This window comes from Pseudoalteromonas sp. J2K-J979 (genome assembly GCF_058169715.2).
In genome coordinates, this window is the sequence record NZ_CM200281.1 from 2,253,578 (window position 1) to 2,269,469 (window position 15,892).

Here is a 15,892-nt window from a genome sequence, read left to right on the forward strand (position 1 = left end):
TTAAATGGAGTTACTGATTAAAAATGAGTTTTTTGATCAGTAACTCAATATCTGAGGATGCGTCGAGGTCAAATTTAATCCCTACATATTCATACTCGCCTTGTTTTTTAATGCTGCACACCATCCCCTTAGATGAAAAGCTATCCTCATGATTAAGCTCACCTAAGCGAACAGTGACACTGCCTCGCACCTCAAGCGTAAATGGATGATCTTTTTCTATTAATACACGGCATCCTTCTGCCGAAACATCTAAAATATTGACTTGCGAGCTATGCTCTGAACAACTCAAGCTGCCTTCTATTAACGTCGGGATCCGGATTTTCTCCCTTAAAGATTGACTTTCAACTGCTCGAGGCAATGAGCACACCAACATTTTAGTTGGCGCTTCAATAATTTTTTCAATCGTTGTCAAAAAAGCCATGACCGCTCCAGTGCCTTCTTCACATAATGCTCGCACAGTACAGACTGTTTGTGGCGTTAAATGCTCTTCAAGATCGTCATATTTTCTGCAATCTGGTTTTTGTAGAAATAAATATTGATTTGGTAAGTAGCCAATATAAACGCTTCGTGCAGAGATCCGCTTTCCAACTAGGTTCGTAATCTCAACCGTGATGGGCGATGCAGGCTTTAATTGAGTTAGGATATGATGTATCGGATTTTTCAACTATCTGACCTATCTAAAAAATAAATTGATAGAAAACAGTATAGGATAAAAAATCTGTTAATTAGAATTTAATGAAGAAAGATCAAAAGGATGGTGGAGCTATGCGGGATCGAACCGCAGACCTCTTCGCTGCCAGCGAAGCGCTCTCCCAGCTGAGCTATAGCCCCTTTATTACTACATACTTATAGTAAAGGTGGCGTCCCCAAGGGGATTCGAACCCCTGTTACCGCCGTGAAAGGGCGGTGTCCTAGGCCTCTAGACGATGGGGACGCAAAAACGCTGTTTTTGTGTCACTAGGACTGGTTATTTACACTCTCACCATACGAGCTTTAACGACCTCTACTCGCTTACGCAAATAAAGTGGCGTCCCCAAGGGGATTCGAACCCCTGTTACCGCCGTGAAAGGGCGGTGTCCTAGGCCTCTAGACGATGGGGACGCAAAAACGCTGTTTTTGTGTCACTAGGACTGGTTATTTATACTCTCACCATACGAGCTTTAACGACCTCTACTCGCTTTCGCAAATAAAGTGGCGTCCCCAAGGGGATTCGAACCCCTGTTACCGCCGTGAAAGGGCGGTGTCCTAGGCCTCTAGACGATGGGGACGCAAAAACGCTGTTTTTGTGTCACTAGGACTGGTTATTTATACTCTCACCATACGAGCTTTAACGACCTCTACTCGCTTACGCAAATAAAGTGGCGTCCCCAAGGGGATTCGAACCCCTGTTACCGCCGTGAAAGGGCGGTGTCCTAGGCCTCTAGACGATGGGGACGCAAAAACGCTGTTTTTGTGTCACTAGGACTGGTTATTTATACTCTCACCATACGAGCTTTAACGACCTCTACTCGCTTTCGCAAATAAAGTGGCGTCCCCAAGGGGATTCGAACCCCTGTTACCGCCGTGAAAGGGCGGTGTCCTAGGCCTCTAGACGATGGGGACGCAAAAACGCTGTTTTTGTGTCACTAGGACTGGTTATTTACACTCTCACCATACGAGCTTTAACGACCTCTACTCGCTTACGCAAATAAAGTGGCGTCCCCAAGGGGATTCGAACCCCTGTTACCGCCGTGAAAGGGCGGTGTCCTAGGCCTCTAGACGATGGGGACGCAAAAACGCTGTTTTTGTGTCACTAGGACTGGTTATTTACACTCTCACCATACGAGCTTTAACGACCTCTACTCGCTTACGCAAATAAAGTGGCGTCCCCAAGGGGATTCGAACCCCTGTTACCGCCGTGAAAGGGCGGTGTCCTAGGCCTCTAGACGATGGGGACGCAAAAACGCTGTTTTTGTGTCACTAGGACTGGTTATTTAAACTCTCACCATATGAGTAGAAAGTCACTCTAATCAGCACTCGAGGCTAAATTAGAATTGGCGTCCCCAAGGGGATTCGAACCCCTGTTACCGCCGTGAAAGGGCGGTGTCCTAGGCCTCTAGACGATGGGGACACAGTGCTTATAAATAAGCTGTATCACTAGGACATTACACGTGTATATATGGTGGAGCTATGCGGGATCGAACCGCAGACCTCTTCGCTGCCAGCGAAGCGCTCTCCCAGCTGAGCTATAGCCCCATATACTTTGCAAGACACATTCATGTATTGCTGAGTGCGGGGCGCATTCTATGCAGCCACTAATTTAAAGTCAACATTTTTTTAAAACACACCTACCAAATGCGGTATTTTTCAACAAGATGTTGATAAGTTGAACAACTTTACTTTAGCCACCTCGACAACGTTTATTTTTCAAACAAATATCACACTTCTTTCTAATAGCGATCAGACTCATTTATCCGCTAATACCCCAGCCCACGGTTTTTCTTTTTAGTGGTTTTAATCTGGCGCTGACTATACACCTTGTGTAATACAACAAAAAAGAGTGCATTTAATTAATAATAGTCATTGATTCCATCCATAAAGTTACCACCGTCCCATTTACACACGCTAATTTCCAGCTCCCCTCACACAAGTAAATGACTCTTCCCTGTATCTGAGCATCGTCAGTGGGCGCTTTTCAGCTCAACAAAGAAAATTATTTAAGTAACAAAATAAAATTGCATATTAATGTACCACTTTGTTCCTCTCTAAACTTTAGCCCATTCGGTGATTAAACACTTTCCCCTTGGACACGACAGCCTAGAATATTTTCAAGCGACTTTATATCTGGCTTCTTTCGCTATCACCTTGACACAAGCTCATGTTCCTAGAGCTAATAAATAACGACATGAAGTAGGGGTTAATTAATAGAATGAGTTAAAAAACAGCAAGGTGTTTATTTTACATCCGAACAACATCAATATTGATTATAAAAACCGCATCCAAACCAAAAAGTGACAATCTAGTATTGACACAAAAACAACTCAATCTATAATAGCGCCCCACAACGACAGCGATTAACCTTTAATTGTTAAGAGCTTTGTTGTACTAAATTAAGCGGGTCGTTAGCTCAGTTGGGAGAGCATCGCCCTTACAAGGCGAGGGTCACTGGTTCAAGTCCAGTACGACCCACCACTTAATTTAAGTTTCTTATGGGTCGTTAGCTCAGTTGGGAGAGCATCGCCCTTACAAGGCGAGGGTCACTGGTTCAAGTCCAGTACGACCCACCATAAGAAACAACCTGTAATTTGGGTCGTTAGCTCAGTTGGGAGAGCATCGCCCTTACAAGGCGAGGGTCACTGGTTCAAGTCCAGTACGACCCACCAAATTACACTTATCTAAATGGGTCGTTAGCTCAGTTGGGAGAGCATCGCCCTTACAAGGCGAGGGTCACTGGTTCAAGTCCAGTACGACCCACCATTTAGATACACTTTACGGGTCGTTAGCTCAGTTGGGAGAGCATCGCCCTTACAAGGCGAGGGTCACTGGTTCAAGTCCAGTACGACCCACCATTTAACTACAATGGTAACCGTAAAGAATTAAATTGATTATTTGGGGTCGTTAGCTCAGTTGGGAGAGCATCGCCCTTACAAGGCGAGGGTCACTGGTTCAAGTCCAGTACGACCCACCATTTAATCAATCACTTATATGTGGGTCGTTAGCTCAGTTGGGAGAGCATCGCCCTTACAAGGCGAGGGTCACTGGTTCAAGTCCAGTACGACCCACCACATATAACCCCTTCTAAGTCGTTCCAAGACAACTTATCAAAACAGTTTTTAAATCAACAAAATAGCACATCTACCTTCGATAAAACCTTGCTAGTTCGAGATCTGTTTTATATATTCATAATTACAGTTTATGGATAAATGAAGTCAATGGTCAGTAAAACTCTCTTTCAATCTAAGGTTCTGATCGTAGACGATCAACCCTTAGCTCAAAGCTATATGAAACAATCTCTAGAAAGTATTGGCTTTAGAGAACTGACTTGTGCAGAGCATGCCCATTCGGCAATTCGCTTATGTGAAAAACAAAAATTCGATTTAATTCTCTGTTCATTCAACCTAGGTCGCGATAAAGATGGCTATCACTTGTATGAAGAGTTAAAAAACAAACGTTTAGTCCGCCAATCAACAGGCTTTATCTTTATCAGTGCTGAAACAGATGCTAGCCTTGTTCGCAGTGTGGTCGAATTACAACCCGATGACTTTCTAGCCAAGCCGTTTGCCCTTCGTGAACTCAGTGTTCGCATTGAACGCTTACTCAAACGAAAACGTGCACTGGCAAAAATTTATGATTTTATTGATGTCGAAAACTATTCTAAAGCGCTCAAATACATTGAAAGTAGTTTAAGTGGCGATGGCATGGCTCATTACTCCCCTATTCTATTACGTTTAAAAGGAGAGTTACTCATCAAACTCAATCGCTTTGCTGAAGCGAAAGAGTTTTTTAAATCAGTGTTAAATTTGCAAAAATTTACTTGGGCTAAAGTGGGGCTTGTAGAATCGTTTATTGCAAATCATGAGTTTCAAATGGCTAAATCCCTCTTAGAAGCTATGGTGGAAAAACCTGAAACAAAACTAGTCTCTTATGATTTACTTGGCAAACTCGAATTGCGGCTGAAAAATTATCAAGAAGCGCAAGAATATTTGGCCTCAGCCTCTGAAATGTCGCCGCGGAATATTGCTCGTCAAACATCATTATTAAATGTTGCACGCATTAATCACGATTATGAGCAACACTACGATACAAACCGCACGATTTTAAAATATGCAAAACACTCCATTCACGATTGTCCAGATATTTATCTCAACGTTGCACGAGCCGGGGTCGATTATGCCTTAACCACAGAGCAATCCGACTTAATTAATCGGCTCACTCGGCAAACCAATGATTACTTATCAGAGCTAAAACAGCAGTTTCCCGATGCCGACACTCAAGAGCAACTTGATATTGTCCGAGCTCGTTTACACTACCTTAAAGACGAACGAGATAAAGCCGTAGCACTAATCAATCAATTAGTTGAAGACGATGGTCCTATTCGCTGCTTAGAAGATACACTCGATAAAGCAAAAGCCTTACACGAATTGGGGTTTCATCAACGCGCAGCTGTCTTGTTTGATAAAATTGCAGAGCACTGCGCTAAATATCCAAGTAAAGATGAAACATTCACAGCCTACATTCATCAAGAAAAACAAGAGCGCAACGACATAAAACATGGGCCTCGTGAGCTCAATAACAATGCAGTACAACAATATCAAAACGGCAAGTACCAACAGGCCGTAGAAACCTTTACGCAAGCATTTCGCGTTATGCCGCGTAACCAGAGCATTGCGCTCAATCTCCTGCAATGTATTCTAAATGCCAGCCACAATGGGCAATCGTTTAATACTGAGCTTATTAACAAGTGTACAAAAACGATTGAAACCAGCCGATTAGATAACGATCAACGGCTCCGGTATGACAAAATCAAAGAACAACTCCAGCAAAGTGGCTTATAACCCATTTGCTAAGTTTACTGACAAATAAAAACGACGACCAAGGCAGGCGTTTTTATTTGTCATCGGTCGGATTTTCTTTTTCAAGCGGCTCTGGCCAATCACTAAAAAACACCGATAAATAACGGCTATTTATTAAATATAAAATGACCCACAATAAAAGCATGGCTTGAATGGCGATAAAGTTTGAAAAAGCAAAATGGTTTTGTGAAGCGAGCCAGATTAACCAGCTCAAATCAACCAGCGCGCAAAGCACTACCGGCCACTTCATAAAACGCCAGATTTTACCTAGGGCAGGTTTCGCTTCGGGTCGTCTTAAAAAGTACAGCACTACCGTCGGCAAAGCGATAGATGCTATCGCCAAAGCAACAAAAAATTGCTGCTTATCACGGTAAAACAGTGTCATGATATCGAGCTCAGGTCGACGCGAAATGGCAGCCAAAATCCAAATCACATAACCTCGCATTAAAACCATCAGGGTTAAAATAAAGCCCAATGGCGCTTTGTAAAGACCATGTTTATCCCAATACTCAGGCCCGAACTTCTTCATAGCTGGTTTTTCCGATCGGCAATCACCCCTAGCACAACAAAAATCACTCCGATCACCGGTGTTAACCAGATATTTTTTAAGCTCGCTAATCCTTGTCCGATTAATGGAGAAAGCCAGAGTGTCAACGCACCATAACCAAATGCCGTGATCACAATAAACAGCACTGTCCGAACAATAAAATGCTGACGCCCAACGATACCTTTTATAAACTTATTAAGATCATTGGCATACAAAGCAATCAAACACACAGTAATCAGCATCGCAATTTGATTTAAATACGGATGTAAAAATTGGGCCGAAAATTGAAGTCCATCTAGCAACCATTGGGTCAGTTTATCCACCTAGTTGCTCCAATAGCGCGATTAAATCATCTTCAAGCAACACTGGAACACCTAAATCTTGTGCTTTGGTTAATTTTGAACCGGCTTTATCACCTGCCACCAGCGCATCTGTTTTTGCCGAAATACTGCCCGACACTTTAGCCCCTAATGCTTGCAAACGATTTTTTGCATCACTACGACCCATTTGCGACAAAGTTCCCGTTAACACGTACGTTTTACCAGCCAACGGTTGTTCATCTTGCGTTTTAACGGCAATCTCAGGCCACGTCACCCCTGCTGCAAGCAGTGCATCAACCACTTCTCGATTATGCGTCTCTTTGAAAAAGAAATTCACATGCTTTGCAACGATTTCACCTACATCAGAGACCTCTTGTAAGCTTTCTACAGAAGCAGTCATCACTTTTTCTAACGTGAGGTAATGATTAGCGAGATTCATTGCGGTTGCTTCACCCACTTCGCGTATACCAAGCGAATATAAAAAACGATTCAAGGTTGTATTTTTAGCTGTTTCTAACGCGGTAATTAATTTTTGAGCCGATTTTGGCCCCATTCGCTCAAGCGTTTCTAAATGGCCTTGTTTGAGTAAAAATAAGTCAGCCGGTGTTTGGATCAGTTCACGCTCAACCAACTGCTCAACAATTTTGTCACCCATGCCATCAATATCAAATGCTTTTCGTGAAGCAAAATGCTTAATCGCTTCTTTGCGCTGCGCCCCGCAAACTAAGCCGCCACTACAGCGTGCCACCGCTTCACCTACCGTTCGTTCTATTTGTGATTGGCAGATAGGGCATTCGGTGGGAAAATTGATGTCTTCAACCTCAGCTGATCTGCGCTCTAACACCACTTGAGTAATTTGTGGGATGACGTCACCTGCGCGGCGGATAATCACCGTATCACCAATTTTGACTCCTAAGCGCTCAATCTCATCTTGATTATGCAATGTGGCATTAGAAACTGTTACGCCGCCAACAAACACTGGCTCTAAACGCGCTACAGGTGTGACTGCACCAGTGCGCCCAACTTGAAACTCCACACCCAATAATTGGGTTATTTCTTCTTGCGCAGGAAACTTAAACGCAATGGCCCAGCGCGGCGCGCGTGCCACAAAACCAAGCGTTTGCTGTAATGCTTTTTCGTTAACTTTAATCACAACACCATCAATTTCATATTTAAGGGCACTGCGACGAGTCATAATATCTTGATAATAAGCCAGCGCTTCATCCACACCCGTGACGAGCTTCGTCTCTGGACTCATCGGTAAGCCCCATTCTCCTAAGGCCTGCAACTGGGCGTAATGATCATCAGGCACGACTCCCCCTTCGATGATGCCCATCCCATAAGCATAAAACATCAACGGCCGCTTAGCGGTCACTTTTGAATCGAGTTGACGTAAACTACCCGCGGCTGCATTTCGTGGATTTGCGAAGACTTTGCTGTCATTTTTCAACGCGTCTTCATTCATTTTGATAAAACCCGCGCTATCCATAAACACTTCACCACGCACTTCTAAACGCTCAGGGACCGCATCTCCGCGCAGTTTCAGCGGTACATTACGTATGGTTTTAACATTTTCAGTAATGTTTTCACCAGTTTGACCATCGCCACGGGTCGCAGCTCTGACTAATACACCGTTTTCATACAAAATCGACACAGCTAAGCCATCTAATTTAGGCTCACAGCAAAACGTCAATGTGCTGGTATCTTTTAATCTATCTTGCAGACGTTTATTAAAACTACGAAATTCCACTTCATCGAATGCGTTATCTAATGACAGCATCGGCACTAAGTGCTCAACTTGGCTGAAATGGCTCAGTGCTTCCCCCCCTACTTTTTGGCTAGGAGAGTCTGCGGTTAACAACTCTGGGTGAGCGGTTTCAAGCGCCATCAACTCTCGCATTAGGCGGTCATATTCAGCATCAGGGATACTTGGATTATCCAGCACATAATAGTGGTAATTGTGTTCTTCTAATTGCGTTTTAAGAGCTGAAATAGCATCGGTGACTGCGTGTGTCATACTTACCTCTTGGACTGCCACATCCATAATCTTTTAATGGCCAATTGTTGGCTCAAAATGAAAAAGCCACCAAAGATTGGTGGCCAATTTTTTAAATAGCTTGAAGCTGTTTATTGGTCAAATTCACGTATTTTTTCAACATATTGGCGAACCATTGCCACTGTCAAAAGCTCTCGGTTATGATCAAATACTTGAGCTTCGAATTCATCGGCTAACTTTTTCGCCGCACTATGCAACATATTAAATGCAGGTAAACTATCCCCTTCACAAGGCAACGTCATAAATAAACTCACCCCAGCAGTGCTGAGTTGTTCCATATTGTCTATATCAAACGTACCTGGGTTGAACATATTCACTAAACGAAATAACACCGGTCCGTTACCTGATGGGTCTTGATGGCGATTAAAAAAACCTTCAGGTGAAAACTTAAAGCCAAGCGAAAGTAACAATGGTAAAAGTGACGCACCTTGCATACTCAAACCTTCAGGCATTTGAATATGAAGAATAATAAAATCAGCCGGTACATCAGTGTTGCTGGCTTGAGTACTTACTGGCTCAGCCTCTGCTTCAGGCTGAACATAATCATCATCTAAGTCATCAAGATTATTTAAATCAATTTTATCAAGTTCAGCATTCGGTACATCATTGTTGACATTAATAGAAATATTGCCTAATTCGGGCTCATCGCGATCTGCACTAAAACGTGGTTGTACTGAAGATTCGACAGGCTCATGCTCGGGCGTTGGCGTCGATGCAGCTGGCGCTTCAGCTTGATCTTTTTTACGCACTGACCACAGGCCATGTAATAATAAACCACCAATTACCAGTGCACTGATAATCACTAACACCCATCTTAATTCGTCGGCCATCCGAATACCTTTATATTATTGATTCCAAGAGTATATCTATATTTGTACTGCGTTGTTAGTCCGCTTTTTACCGTTAGCAACACAATCAAGCTTAAAAATTGTAGACCCTATATAAATAGCAGACTATTCATTGATTTTAAATAGTTTTTGCCATTTCTACGGCCTGTTCTATATCAACAGAAACCATTCTTGACACGCCAGGCTCCGCCATCGTAACGCCTGTCAGTCTTCCTGCCATTTCCATCGCCACTTTGTTATGGCTGATATAGATAAATTGTACCGTTTGCGACATTTCCTCGACTAAACGGCAAAAGCGCCCCACATTTGCATCATCAAGCGGGGCATCCACTTCATCCAGCATACAAAAAGGCGCCGGATTAAGCCTAAAAATTGAAAACACCAATGATAATGCGGTCAGCGCTTTTTCTCCACCACTTAACAAGTGAATTGTCGAGTTTTTCTTACCTGGAGGGCGCGCCATGATGGTGACACCACTTTCAAGCATGTCATCTGAAGTTAATTCTAGGTACGCTTGCCCCCCACCAAACACTTTGGGGAACAAATCTGCCAACCCCTGATTGATTTGATCAAACGTTTGTCGAAACAAACTTTTTGTTTCACGATCGATTTTCCCTATCGCGCCTTCTAATGTATCCAAAGCATCGACTAAGTCTTGGTATTGTTCATCTAAATACGCTTTGCGCGTTTTAGCTTGTTCAAACTCATCAATCGCCGCAAGATTAATAGCTCCTAACAGGCGAATTTTTTCGCTGACTTGATTCAATCGAGCCTGCCAACGTGTTGGATTTGCATCCGCACTTAGCTGTTCGAGCACATCTTTGAGCTGCACATTCATTTCACCAAGTGGCTCAAGAGCCGCGTTTGCCTTTAATTGACTCGCTTGTAAGGTCAGGGCTAAGTCTTGACGTTGTGTCTCAAGGGCTAAGAGTTGCTGCTGCGACGCTTGCAAACTTTGCTCTTTTTGCTGTAATTGCTGTTTTTTCTCCTCTCGCTGCTGGTCCAACTCTACCTTACTTGCTTGCGCAATGATTTCTTGATCAAGTGTCTCTTGTATCGATTGCGCAAGCGCCTCTAATGGCGAGGTCAGTTCATCCAATCGCTGGGTTAATTGTGAACATTGTACTGTTAGCTGCTGATCCGCTTCTTGAGTGGCAGCTTGCTGTTGCACAATCAGCTGATGAGCACTTTTGAGACTTTCTATATTCAATGACTGTTTATGCAACTGTGCTTTTGCTTGATTTAACGTACTTTGTTGATGATTAATATTCAGTTTATGGCTTTGGTAAGCTTGCTCTGCTGATTGCGCCTGCTCAGCAATATGCTCAATTTGGGCTTCTAAATCAATTAAGGCTGACTGCGCCACCTCAACATCGAGGTGTAACGTCTGCTCAGTCTCAGTGAAACTTGCCATTGCAGCGGCTAGATGGTCATGCTGTTGCTGCCATTGATGTTGCGAGAGGGTTTTGACTTCTATTTTACTTTGTAACGCCGCATCTTGCTGCGCAGCAGTATGAATAGTGTGTTTAATTTCGATTAATTGCTGATTAAACTCATGGACTTGCCGTTGCTGTTCAGCTAATTTTTTTTCGCTCAACTTCAGTTGATGTTCCACAGTCTGTTTTTGCGTTGTGAGCTGAGCAATTTTACTCAATTTGAGTAAAATTGAGTCAGCATGGGCATACTCGTTTGGTTCAATATGCCAATTAGGGCCGATGAAACGACCCGATGAAGTCATCGCACCCAGCCAAGGATGTTGTTCCCAATCAATTGGCTGTTCAGCATCCTCAAGATATAAAATACGGTCTAACCACTGCGGATAAACCCCAGTGATAATAAATTGACTTAACGCATTGTCTGGCACTGTTGTATCGTGGGGCCATATAGCCGAATTCTCATTTTGCGGGTGTTCAGCAATAATTGCATGGCTAAACTGCGCCAACGCCTGCTCTATCACACACTCAAACCCTGGCTGGACTGCCAGCTGATGCAACAAGGTTGTGCGTGTTTGAGTATGTTGTTCAGATTCAACCACGTCGCCCAATGCAGCTAAATGCGCATTTAAATTCGTGAGAACTTCTTGTTCAGTACGCACCTGCTGCAACGCAACCTCAAGGGCGCGCTGCGCTTCTTGCAAGCCCTTTTCTACTTGCTCTTGTGTCGCTTTATCGTTTGCTAATTGGGCTTTACAGTGCTGTACCTGTAGTTTAAGTTCATCTAATTCAGTGCGTAAATCTTGCTCAAGCAACACTGATAATTGTTGATTTTTATCCTGCTGCTGATGCTGTAATTGCTGCAACTTTAGCTCAGCAGCTTGCACGTGATGCTGACTAGTTTGTAATTGTTTTTCTATTTGGTGATTTTGGCGCTGAGCATCTTGCCAACGAGCAAATAACCCGACTTCATGTTCAGTTAATTCATCAAGGGTTGTCTCGAGTAATGCTACCTGTTCGCGTTGCGTTTCAATTGCTAGCTCAGCGTCATCCAATTGAACTTGTGCATCAGTGTATTGCAGTGCTAAAGATTGCTGAACAACGGTATTGCGACTTTGCTGAGACTGTGCCGTCGATAGTTGCTGCGTAATGTCACCCTGTTGCTGTTGCAGACTAATTTTTTGCTGCTCAAATTTTGTGTGCTGATTGGCCAACAAAAAAACCTGTTGTTGTGCTGCTTGAAATTGCGCTTCTAGCTCGCTTAGTGCCGTTTTTAACGCTAATAACACATCGTCGTGGCCCGAGTGGGCTTGTTTAAAAAATGTAATTTGTTGTTCAAGTTCAGTCAGCGCTTGCTCGGTTTGTAAGGATTTATCGTTTTGCTGCTGCCAACGAAGGACCGCCAGCTCGCTTTTAAATTGTCGCTCACGATGTTTAAGTTCTCGATACTGAGCTGCTTGCTCTGCTTGCACAGTGAGTTTGTCGAGTTGCGTTTGTAATTCTTGGCGCAGATCGAGTAGGCGCTCGAGGTTTTCTTTCGTACTGCGTAAACGGGTTTCCGTTTCTCGTCGGCGCTCTTTGTATTTAGACACTCCCGCCGCTTCTTCGATAAACACACGCAATTCTTGCGGCTTGCTCTCGATTAAGCGCGAAATCATCCCTTGTTCAATAATCGCATAACTGCGAGGACCTAAACCAGTGCCTAAAAAGATATCCGTGATATCCCGTTTACGGCATTTCGTCCCATTTAGGTAATAAAATGATTGTCCATCGCGGGTAACCAAGCGCTTTATGGCCACTTGATTTCGGTCGACTAACGAGCCAGCCAAATACCCTTGAGTGTTATCAAACAACAATTCAACGGAAGCTTGTGAGACAGGTTTGCGGTTAGTCGAGCCATTAAAAATAACATCCGTCATCGCATCGCCACGCAAATTTTTAGCTGAGCTTTCGCCAAGCACCCAACGCACCGCATCGATGACATTGGATTTGCCACAGCCATTGGGCCCGACAACACAGGTCATTTTATCTGGAAAAGGGATCTTGGTTGGCTCTACAAATGATTTGAAACCAGCTAATTTTATGGTGCTTAAGCGCATCTTTTTATTTATTAAGTTCGACAGCGTTGACTGTAGCAGATCGGCCTTATAATTTTAATACTTTTGCCATCATTTGTATGCTTGACTATGCAACATGGTGTTACAAATCAACTTCTCACGCTATTCCCATTAAAAATATCCCACCTTATAATGAAAAAAAATTCCTCGGTGGTAGATAATGCAACTTTCTCAAGGTTTTCAATATTTTTTAAGTGGTTTTAGCTTAATTTCTAATAAAGGGCTTAAACGCTTTGTGTTTATTCCATTGCTAATCAATTTACTGATTTTCGGTGGCTCCCTGTTTTTTATTGTCGACTGGCTGACGCAAGGTATCACTTACTTTAATGGCTTTTTACCTAGCTGGTTAAGTTGGCTTGAATGGTTGATTTGGCCCATTGCTATTTTAGTCATTTTATTTACCTATTCGACCGTATTTTCGGTGATCACGAATTTCATCGCCGCTCCTTTTAATGGCTTATTGTCAGAAAAAGTTGAGCTGCACCTAACAGGCCAGCGCGTCAATGATGATGGTTTTGCCGATTTACTCAAAGATGTGCCTCGTATGCTCGGCCGCGAACTCAGTAAACTGCTCTACTATTTACCAAAAGCGATTGGCTTTTTTATTTTGCTGTGGATTTTACCTGTTGCTGGGCAAATTCTTTGGATAGGCTTTACCTGCTGGATGTTTGCGGTGCAATACAACGATTACCCGTTTGATAACCACAAAATTAAATTTACCGAAACACGCCACAAGCTCAAGCAAAATCAGGGCTTATCTTATGGCTTTGGTCTTGCAGTTATGCTGTTTACTATGATACCAATAATAAATCTAATTGTGATGCCGGTTGCAGTCTGTGGTGCAACACGGTTGTGGGTCGAACAATTTAGAAGTGACTATCGCAATTAATGGGCTTAATAACGCATTCAGTCGTGTATTGAACTAAGCTCATTAGCTTATCACTGAACCAACAATAAATAACAACAAGGAGAAAGTGACTATGCGGATCCCGATTTTTCAAGTAGATGCGTTTTCAGAGCACCAGTTTAAGGGCAACCCAGCTGCGGTAATGCCACTTGATGCATGGCTCAGTGATGAGCAATTACAATGCATTGCCGCGGAGAATAATTTGTCTGAAACCGCTTTTTACATTGTGGATACCGATCATATTCACTTACGTTGGTTTACACCCACAACCGAAGTTGACTTGTGCGGTCATGCAACATTGGCCACCGCGTGGGTATTGGTGAACGAGTACCACTACCCAGAACAAACCATGCGTTTTAAAACGCGCTCAGGGCTATTAACGGTCAAGCACGACAATGGCTTATTTGAGCTTGACTTTCCGACCAATCATGCCAAAGAGTGCTCGGTAAAGGCACCGTTGTTAACTGCTTTTGGCGAAACACCGTTGGAAATCTTATCGGCCGATGATTATTTATTGCTGTTTAAAGATGAACAGACAATCCGCGATTTAACCCCTGATTTTGCTTTGTTGTCGCAATTGCCTCTTCGTGGTGTGATTGCAACCGCACGGGGCGATAAAGTAGATTTTGTTTCACGCTGGTTTGGGCCAAATGTCGGCGTTGAAGAAGATCCTGTCACAGGATCAGCCCACACCGTACTTACGCCTTACTGGGCAAATAAACTCGACAAAACTCGACTGAGCGCAACCCAAGTTTCGCAGCGCAGCGGGGATTTAATCTGTGAGCTCAAAGGAGAACGGGTTTTAATTAGCGGCAGAGCGAGCCTCTATTTAAAAGGCGAAGTGTTTTTAGCTAGCTAATTTCAATGCCGATAGAATAAAGCACTCAGCCTTACCTATCGGCAACACACCGCTAAAGCACGATATTAGCAGCAAGATAACCTAAATAACCGACTAATAATATCCCGCCTTCTAACCGCCCTATTTTACGGCCAGTATATAAAAATAGCAGCAGTAATACAGACGCCACCAGCAGTACCCATTGATCAAAATCGAGCACTCGCTGGTTTACAACTAATGGATTAAGTACCGCAGACACACCTAAAATACCAAATAAGTTAAAAATATTGCTGCCTAAAATATTTCCTACCGCGACATCACCATGTTTACGAATTGCTGCAATGAGCGAAACCGACAATTCAGGAAGTGATGTGCCAACTGCAATAATTGTTAGACCCACTAAGGATTCCGACATCCCAAAAAAACTGGCCAAACTTGTTGCGCCAAGTAGCAATAGTTTTGAACCAACAATCAGAAACGTCAATCCTAACACCAGCATGCTGATCGTCAGCCACATAGATGGCGGTAACTGAGTGATTTCCTGCCCTTCATCGACATGCATTTGCGCTTCTGGACTTTGTAAGGATTTTTCGGTGTAGTATGTAGCAACGATATAAACCAACAAAATAGATAGCAACAGCCCCCCCTCGAAGGCTGAAATTGCGCGATTATAGGCCAGCCAAACAAAGATGAGCGATGAAGTCAGCATCACTGTTGCATCACGTTTTAACGCTAAAGGCGAAATTGTCAGCGGAGTAATCACCGCACATAGACCTAAAATCAGAAATATATTCCCAATATTACTGCCAACAACATTTCCAATTGCTATCTCATCTTGGTGATTAGCGGCAGCATCTAATGAGACAACCAACTCAGGAGCTGACGTTCCAAACCCCACAATGATTAAACCACTGATCAACGCAGAAACATTAAATCGCTTTGCGATTGCTAACGAACCACGGATCAGCGCCTCACCGCCAGCCGTTAGGAGTGCTAAACCACACAAAATCAAAAATAAATCGAACATGGACATCACCCACTGACATAAAGTTACGACATTATTGAGTAATTAATAGAACAAGTTAATCAATTCCATTGAGTAATTAACAAGAGTTTTTATATTTATCTTCAGAAAGCTGCTAAATTTAAGGGTTAGTGATAGATAATTTGGCAAAGATAACACTCTGGTACTCGTCAATCTAGGGTCGAAAGACGACACAGTGAACACTTTGTTCTCGTTAAAGAGAAAGACCGATAAACATTCACAGAATTGA

At 43.2% G+C, this 15,892-nt stretch carries 10 protein-coding genes and 17 tRNA genes; 10 read left to right on the forward strand and 17 right to left on the reverse strand.

What is annotated here, in order from left to right; all coding sequences use genetic code 11:
• Positions 1–10 precede the first annotated feature (10 nt).
• The 11 genes from AC3KVK_RS10330 to AC3KVK_RS10380 all read right to left on the reverse strand — a co-directional run bounded on the left by AC3KVK_RS10330 (position 11) and on the right by AC3KVK_RS10380 (position 2,235).
• Positions 11–664, reverse strand: a complete 654-nt coding sequence (locus AC3KVK_RS10330) for a PilZ domain-containing protein (RefSeq protein ID WP_490313542.1) — start codon at positions 662–664, stop codon at positions 11–13.
• A gap of 91 nt (positions 665–755) precedes the next feature.
• Positions 756–831: transfer RNA gene (locus tag AC3KVK_RS10335), tRNA-Ala, on the reverse strand.
• A 27-nt stretch (positions 832–858) separates the two neighbouring features.
• A tRNA-Glu gene (locus AC3KVK_RS10340) sits at positions 859–934 on the reverse strand.
• Positions 935–1,025: 91 nt separating this feature from the next.
• A tRNA-Glu gene (locus tag AC3KVK_RS10345) sits at positions 1,026–1,101 on the reverse strand.
• 91 nt (positions 1,102–1,192) lie between these two features.
• Positions 1,193–1,268, reverse strand: a tRNA-Glu gene (locus tag AC3KVK_RS10350).
• A gap of 91 nt (positions 1,269–1,359) precedes the next feature.
• A tRNA-Glu gene (locus AC3KVK_RS10355) sits at positions 1,360–1,435 on the reverse strand.
• 91 nt (positions 1,436–1,526) lie between these two features.
• Positions 1,527–1,602, reverse strand: a tRNA-Glu gene (locus tag AC3KVK_RS10360).
• A 91-nt stretch (positions 1,603–1,693) separates the two neighbouring features.
• A tRNA-Glu gene (locus AC3KVK_RS10365) sits at positions 1,694–1,769 on the reverse strand.
• 91 nt (positions 1,770–1,860) lie between these two features.
• Positions 1,861–1,936 (reverse strand) — tRNA-Glu (locus AC3KVK_RS10370).
• 98 nt (positions 1,937–2,034) lie between these two features.
• A tRNA-Glu gene (locus AC3KVK_RS10375) sits at positions 2,035–2,110 on the reverse strand.
• 49 nt (positions 2,111–2,159) lie between these two features.
• Positions 2,160–2,235, reverse strand: a tRNA-Ala gene (locus AC3KVK_RS10380).
• Positions 2,236–3,095: 860 nt separating this feature from the next.
• Here AC3KVK_RS10380 and AC3KVK_RS10385 point away from each other — a divergent pair.
• The 8 genes from AC3KVK_RS10385 to AC3KVK_RS10420 all read left to right on the forward strand — a co-directional run bounded on the left by AC3KVK_RS10385 (position 3,096) and on the right by AC3KVK_RS10420 (position 5,534).
• Positions 3,096–3,171, forward strand: a tRNA-Val gene (locus tag AC3KVK_RS10385).
• 19 nt (positions 3,172–3,190) lie between these two features.
• A tRNA-Val gene (locus AC3KVK_RS10390) sits at positions 3,191–3,266 on the forward strand.
• 20 nt (positions 3,267–3,286) lie between these two features.
• Positions 3,287–3,362, forward strand: a tRNA-Val gene (locus AC3KVK_RS10395).
• Between the two features lie 18 nt (positions 3,363–3,380).
• Positions 3,381–3,456: transfer RNA gene (locus AC3KVK_RS10400), tRNA-Val, on the forward strand.
• A gap of 16 nt (positions 3,457–3,472) precedes the next feature.
• A tRNA-Val gene (locus AC3KVK_RS10405) sits at positions 3,473–3,548 on the forward strand.
• A gap of 43 nt (positions 3,549–3,591) precedes the next feature.
• A tRNA-Val gene (locus tag AC3KVK_RS10410) sits at positions 3,592–3,667 on the forward strand.
• A gap of 21 nt (positions 3,668–3,688) precedes the next feature.
• Positions 3,689–3,764, forward strand: a tRNA-Val gene (locus AC3KVK_RS10415).
• A gap of 147 nt (positions 3,765–3,911) precedes the next feature.
• The gene (locus AC3KVK_RS10420) at positions 3,912–5,534 is read left to right on the forward strand and encodes a response regulator (protein WP_490313647.1); all 1,623 of its coding nucleotides are present in this window, start codon (positions 3,912–3,914) and stop codon (positions 5,532–5,534) included.
• Between the two features lie 52 nt (positions 5,535–5,586).
• On the opposite strand, the gene AC3KVK_RS10425 is transcribed toward AC3KVK_RS10420, so the two are convergent.
• The 5 genes from AC3KVK_RS10425 to AC3KVK_RS10445 all read right to left on the reverse strand — a co-directional run bounded on the left by AC3KVK_RS10425 (position 5,587) and on the right by AC3KVK_RS10445 (position 12,855).
• Positions 5,587–6,081, reverse strand: a complete 495-nt coding sequence (locus AC3KVK_RS10425; RefSeq protein WP_490313646.1) for a DUF2919 domain-containing protein — start codon at positions 6,079–6,081, stop codon at positions 5,587–5,589.
• Positions 6,078–6,422, reverse strand: a complete 345-nt coding sequence (locus AC3KVK_RS10430; protein ID WP_490313645.1) for a DUF3392 domain-containing protein — start codon at positions 6,420–6,422, stop codon at positions 6,078–6,080. Before AC3KVK_RS10430 ends, AC3KVK_RS10425 begins: the two co-directional genes overlap by 4 nt.
• Positions 6,415–8,436, reverse strand: a complete 2,022-nt coding sequence (ligA, locus tag AC3KVK_RS10435) for an NAD-dependent DNA ligase LigA (RefSeq protein WP_490313644.1) — start codon at positions 8,434–8,436, stop codon at positions 6,415–6,417. The genes AC3KVK_RS10430 and ligA overlap by 8 nt, the downstream gene beginning before the upstream one ends.
• A gap of 110 nt (positions 8,437–8,546) precedes the next feature.
• Entirely contained in the window at positions 8,547–9,305 is a 759-nt protein-coding gene (zipA, locus tag AC3KVK_RS10440; RefSeq protein WP_490313643.1) for a cell division protein ZipA, read from the reverse strand.
• Positions 9,306–9,441: 136 nt separating this feature from the next.
• Positions 9,442–12,855 carry an AAA family ATPase gene (locus AC3KVK_RS10445; protein ID WP_490313642.1) on the reverse strand — a complete coding sequence of 1,138 codons (3,414 nt, stop codon included), beginning with the start codon at positions 12,853–12,855 and terminating at the stop codon, positions 9,442–9,444.
• 178 nt (positions 12,856–13,033) lie between these two features.
• Here AC3KVK_RS10445 and cysZ point away from each other — a divergent pair, with 178 nt between their 5' ends.
• Complete coding sequence (gene cysZ / locus AC3KVK_RS10450; protein WP_490313641.1) at positions 13,034–13,762, forward strand: sulfate transporter CysZ; 729 nt, start codon at positions 13,034–13,036, stop codon at positions 13,760–13,762.
• Between the two features lie 91 nt (positions 13,763–13,853).
• On the forward strand, positions 13,854–14,639 hold the full coding sequence (locus tag AC3KVK_RS10455) for a PhzF family protein (protein WP_490313640.1): 786 nt from the start codon (positions 13,854–13,856) through the stop codon (positions 14,637–14,639).
• A 52-nt stretch (positions 14,640–14,691) separates the two neighbouring features.
• On the opposite strand, the gene AC3KVK_RS10460 is transcribed toward AC3KVK_RS10455, so the two are convergent.
• On the reverse strand, positions 14,692–15,645 hold the full coding sequence (locus AC3KVK_RS10460; protein WP_490313639.1) for a calcium/sodium antiporter: 954 nt from the start codon (positions 15,643–15,645) through the stop codon (positions 14,692–14,694).
• Positions 15,646–15,892: the final 247 nt, after the last annotated feature.

Excerpts from the sequence above, each read along its gene's own strand:
- AC3KVK_RS10445 (WP_490313642.1), bottom strand. The coding sequence starts at position 12,855 with ATGCGCTTAAGCACCATAAAATTAGCTGGTTTCAAATCATTTGTAGAG.
- AC3KVK_RS10455 (WP_490313640.1), top strand. The coding sequence starts at position 13,854 with ATGCGGATCCCGATTTTTCAAGTAGATGCGTTTTCAGAGCACCAGTTT.
- cysZ (WP_490313641.1), top strand. The coding sequence starts at position 13,034 with ATGCAACTTTCTCAAGGTTTTCAATATTTTTTAAGTGGTTTTAGCTTA.
- AC3KVK_RS10425 (WP_490313646.1), bottom strand. The coding sequence starts at position 6,081 with ATGAAGAAGTTCGGGCCTGAGTATTGGGATAAACATGGTCTTTACAAA.
- AC3KVK_RS10420 (WP_490313647.1), top strand. The coding sequence starts at position 3,912 with ATGGTCAGTAAAACTCTCTTTCAATCTAAGGTTCTGATCGTAGACGAT.
- zipA (WP_490313643.1), bottom strand. The coding sequence starts at position 9,305 with ATGGCCGACGAATTAAGATGGGTGTTAGTGATTATCAGTGCACTGGTA.
- AC3KVK_RS10460 (WP_490313639.1), bottom strand. The coding sequence starts at position 15,645 with ATGTTCGATTTATTTTTGATTTTGTGTGGTTTAGCACTCCTAACGGCT.
- ligA (WP_490313644.1), bottom strand. The coding sequence starts at position 8,436 with ATGACACACGCAGTCACCGATGCTATTTCAGCTCTTAAAACGCAATTA.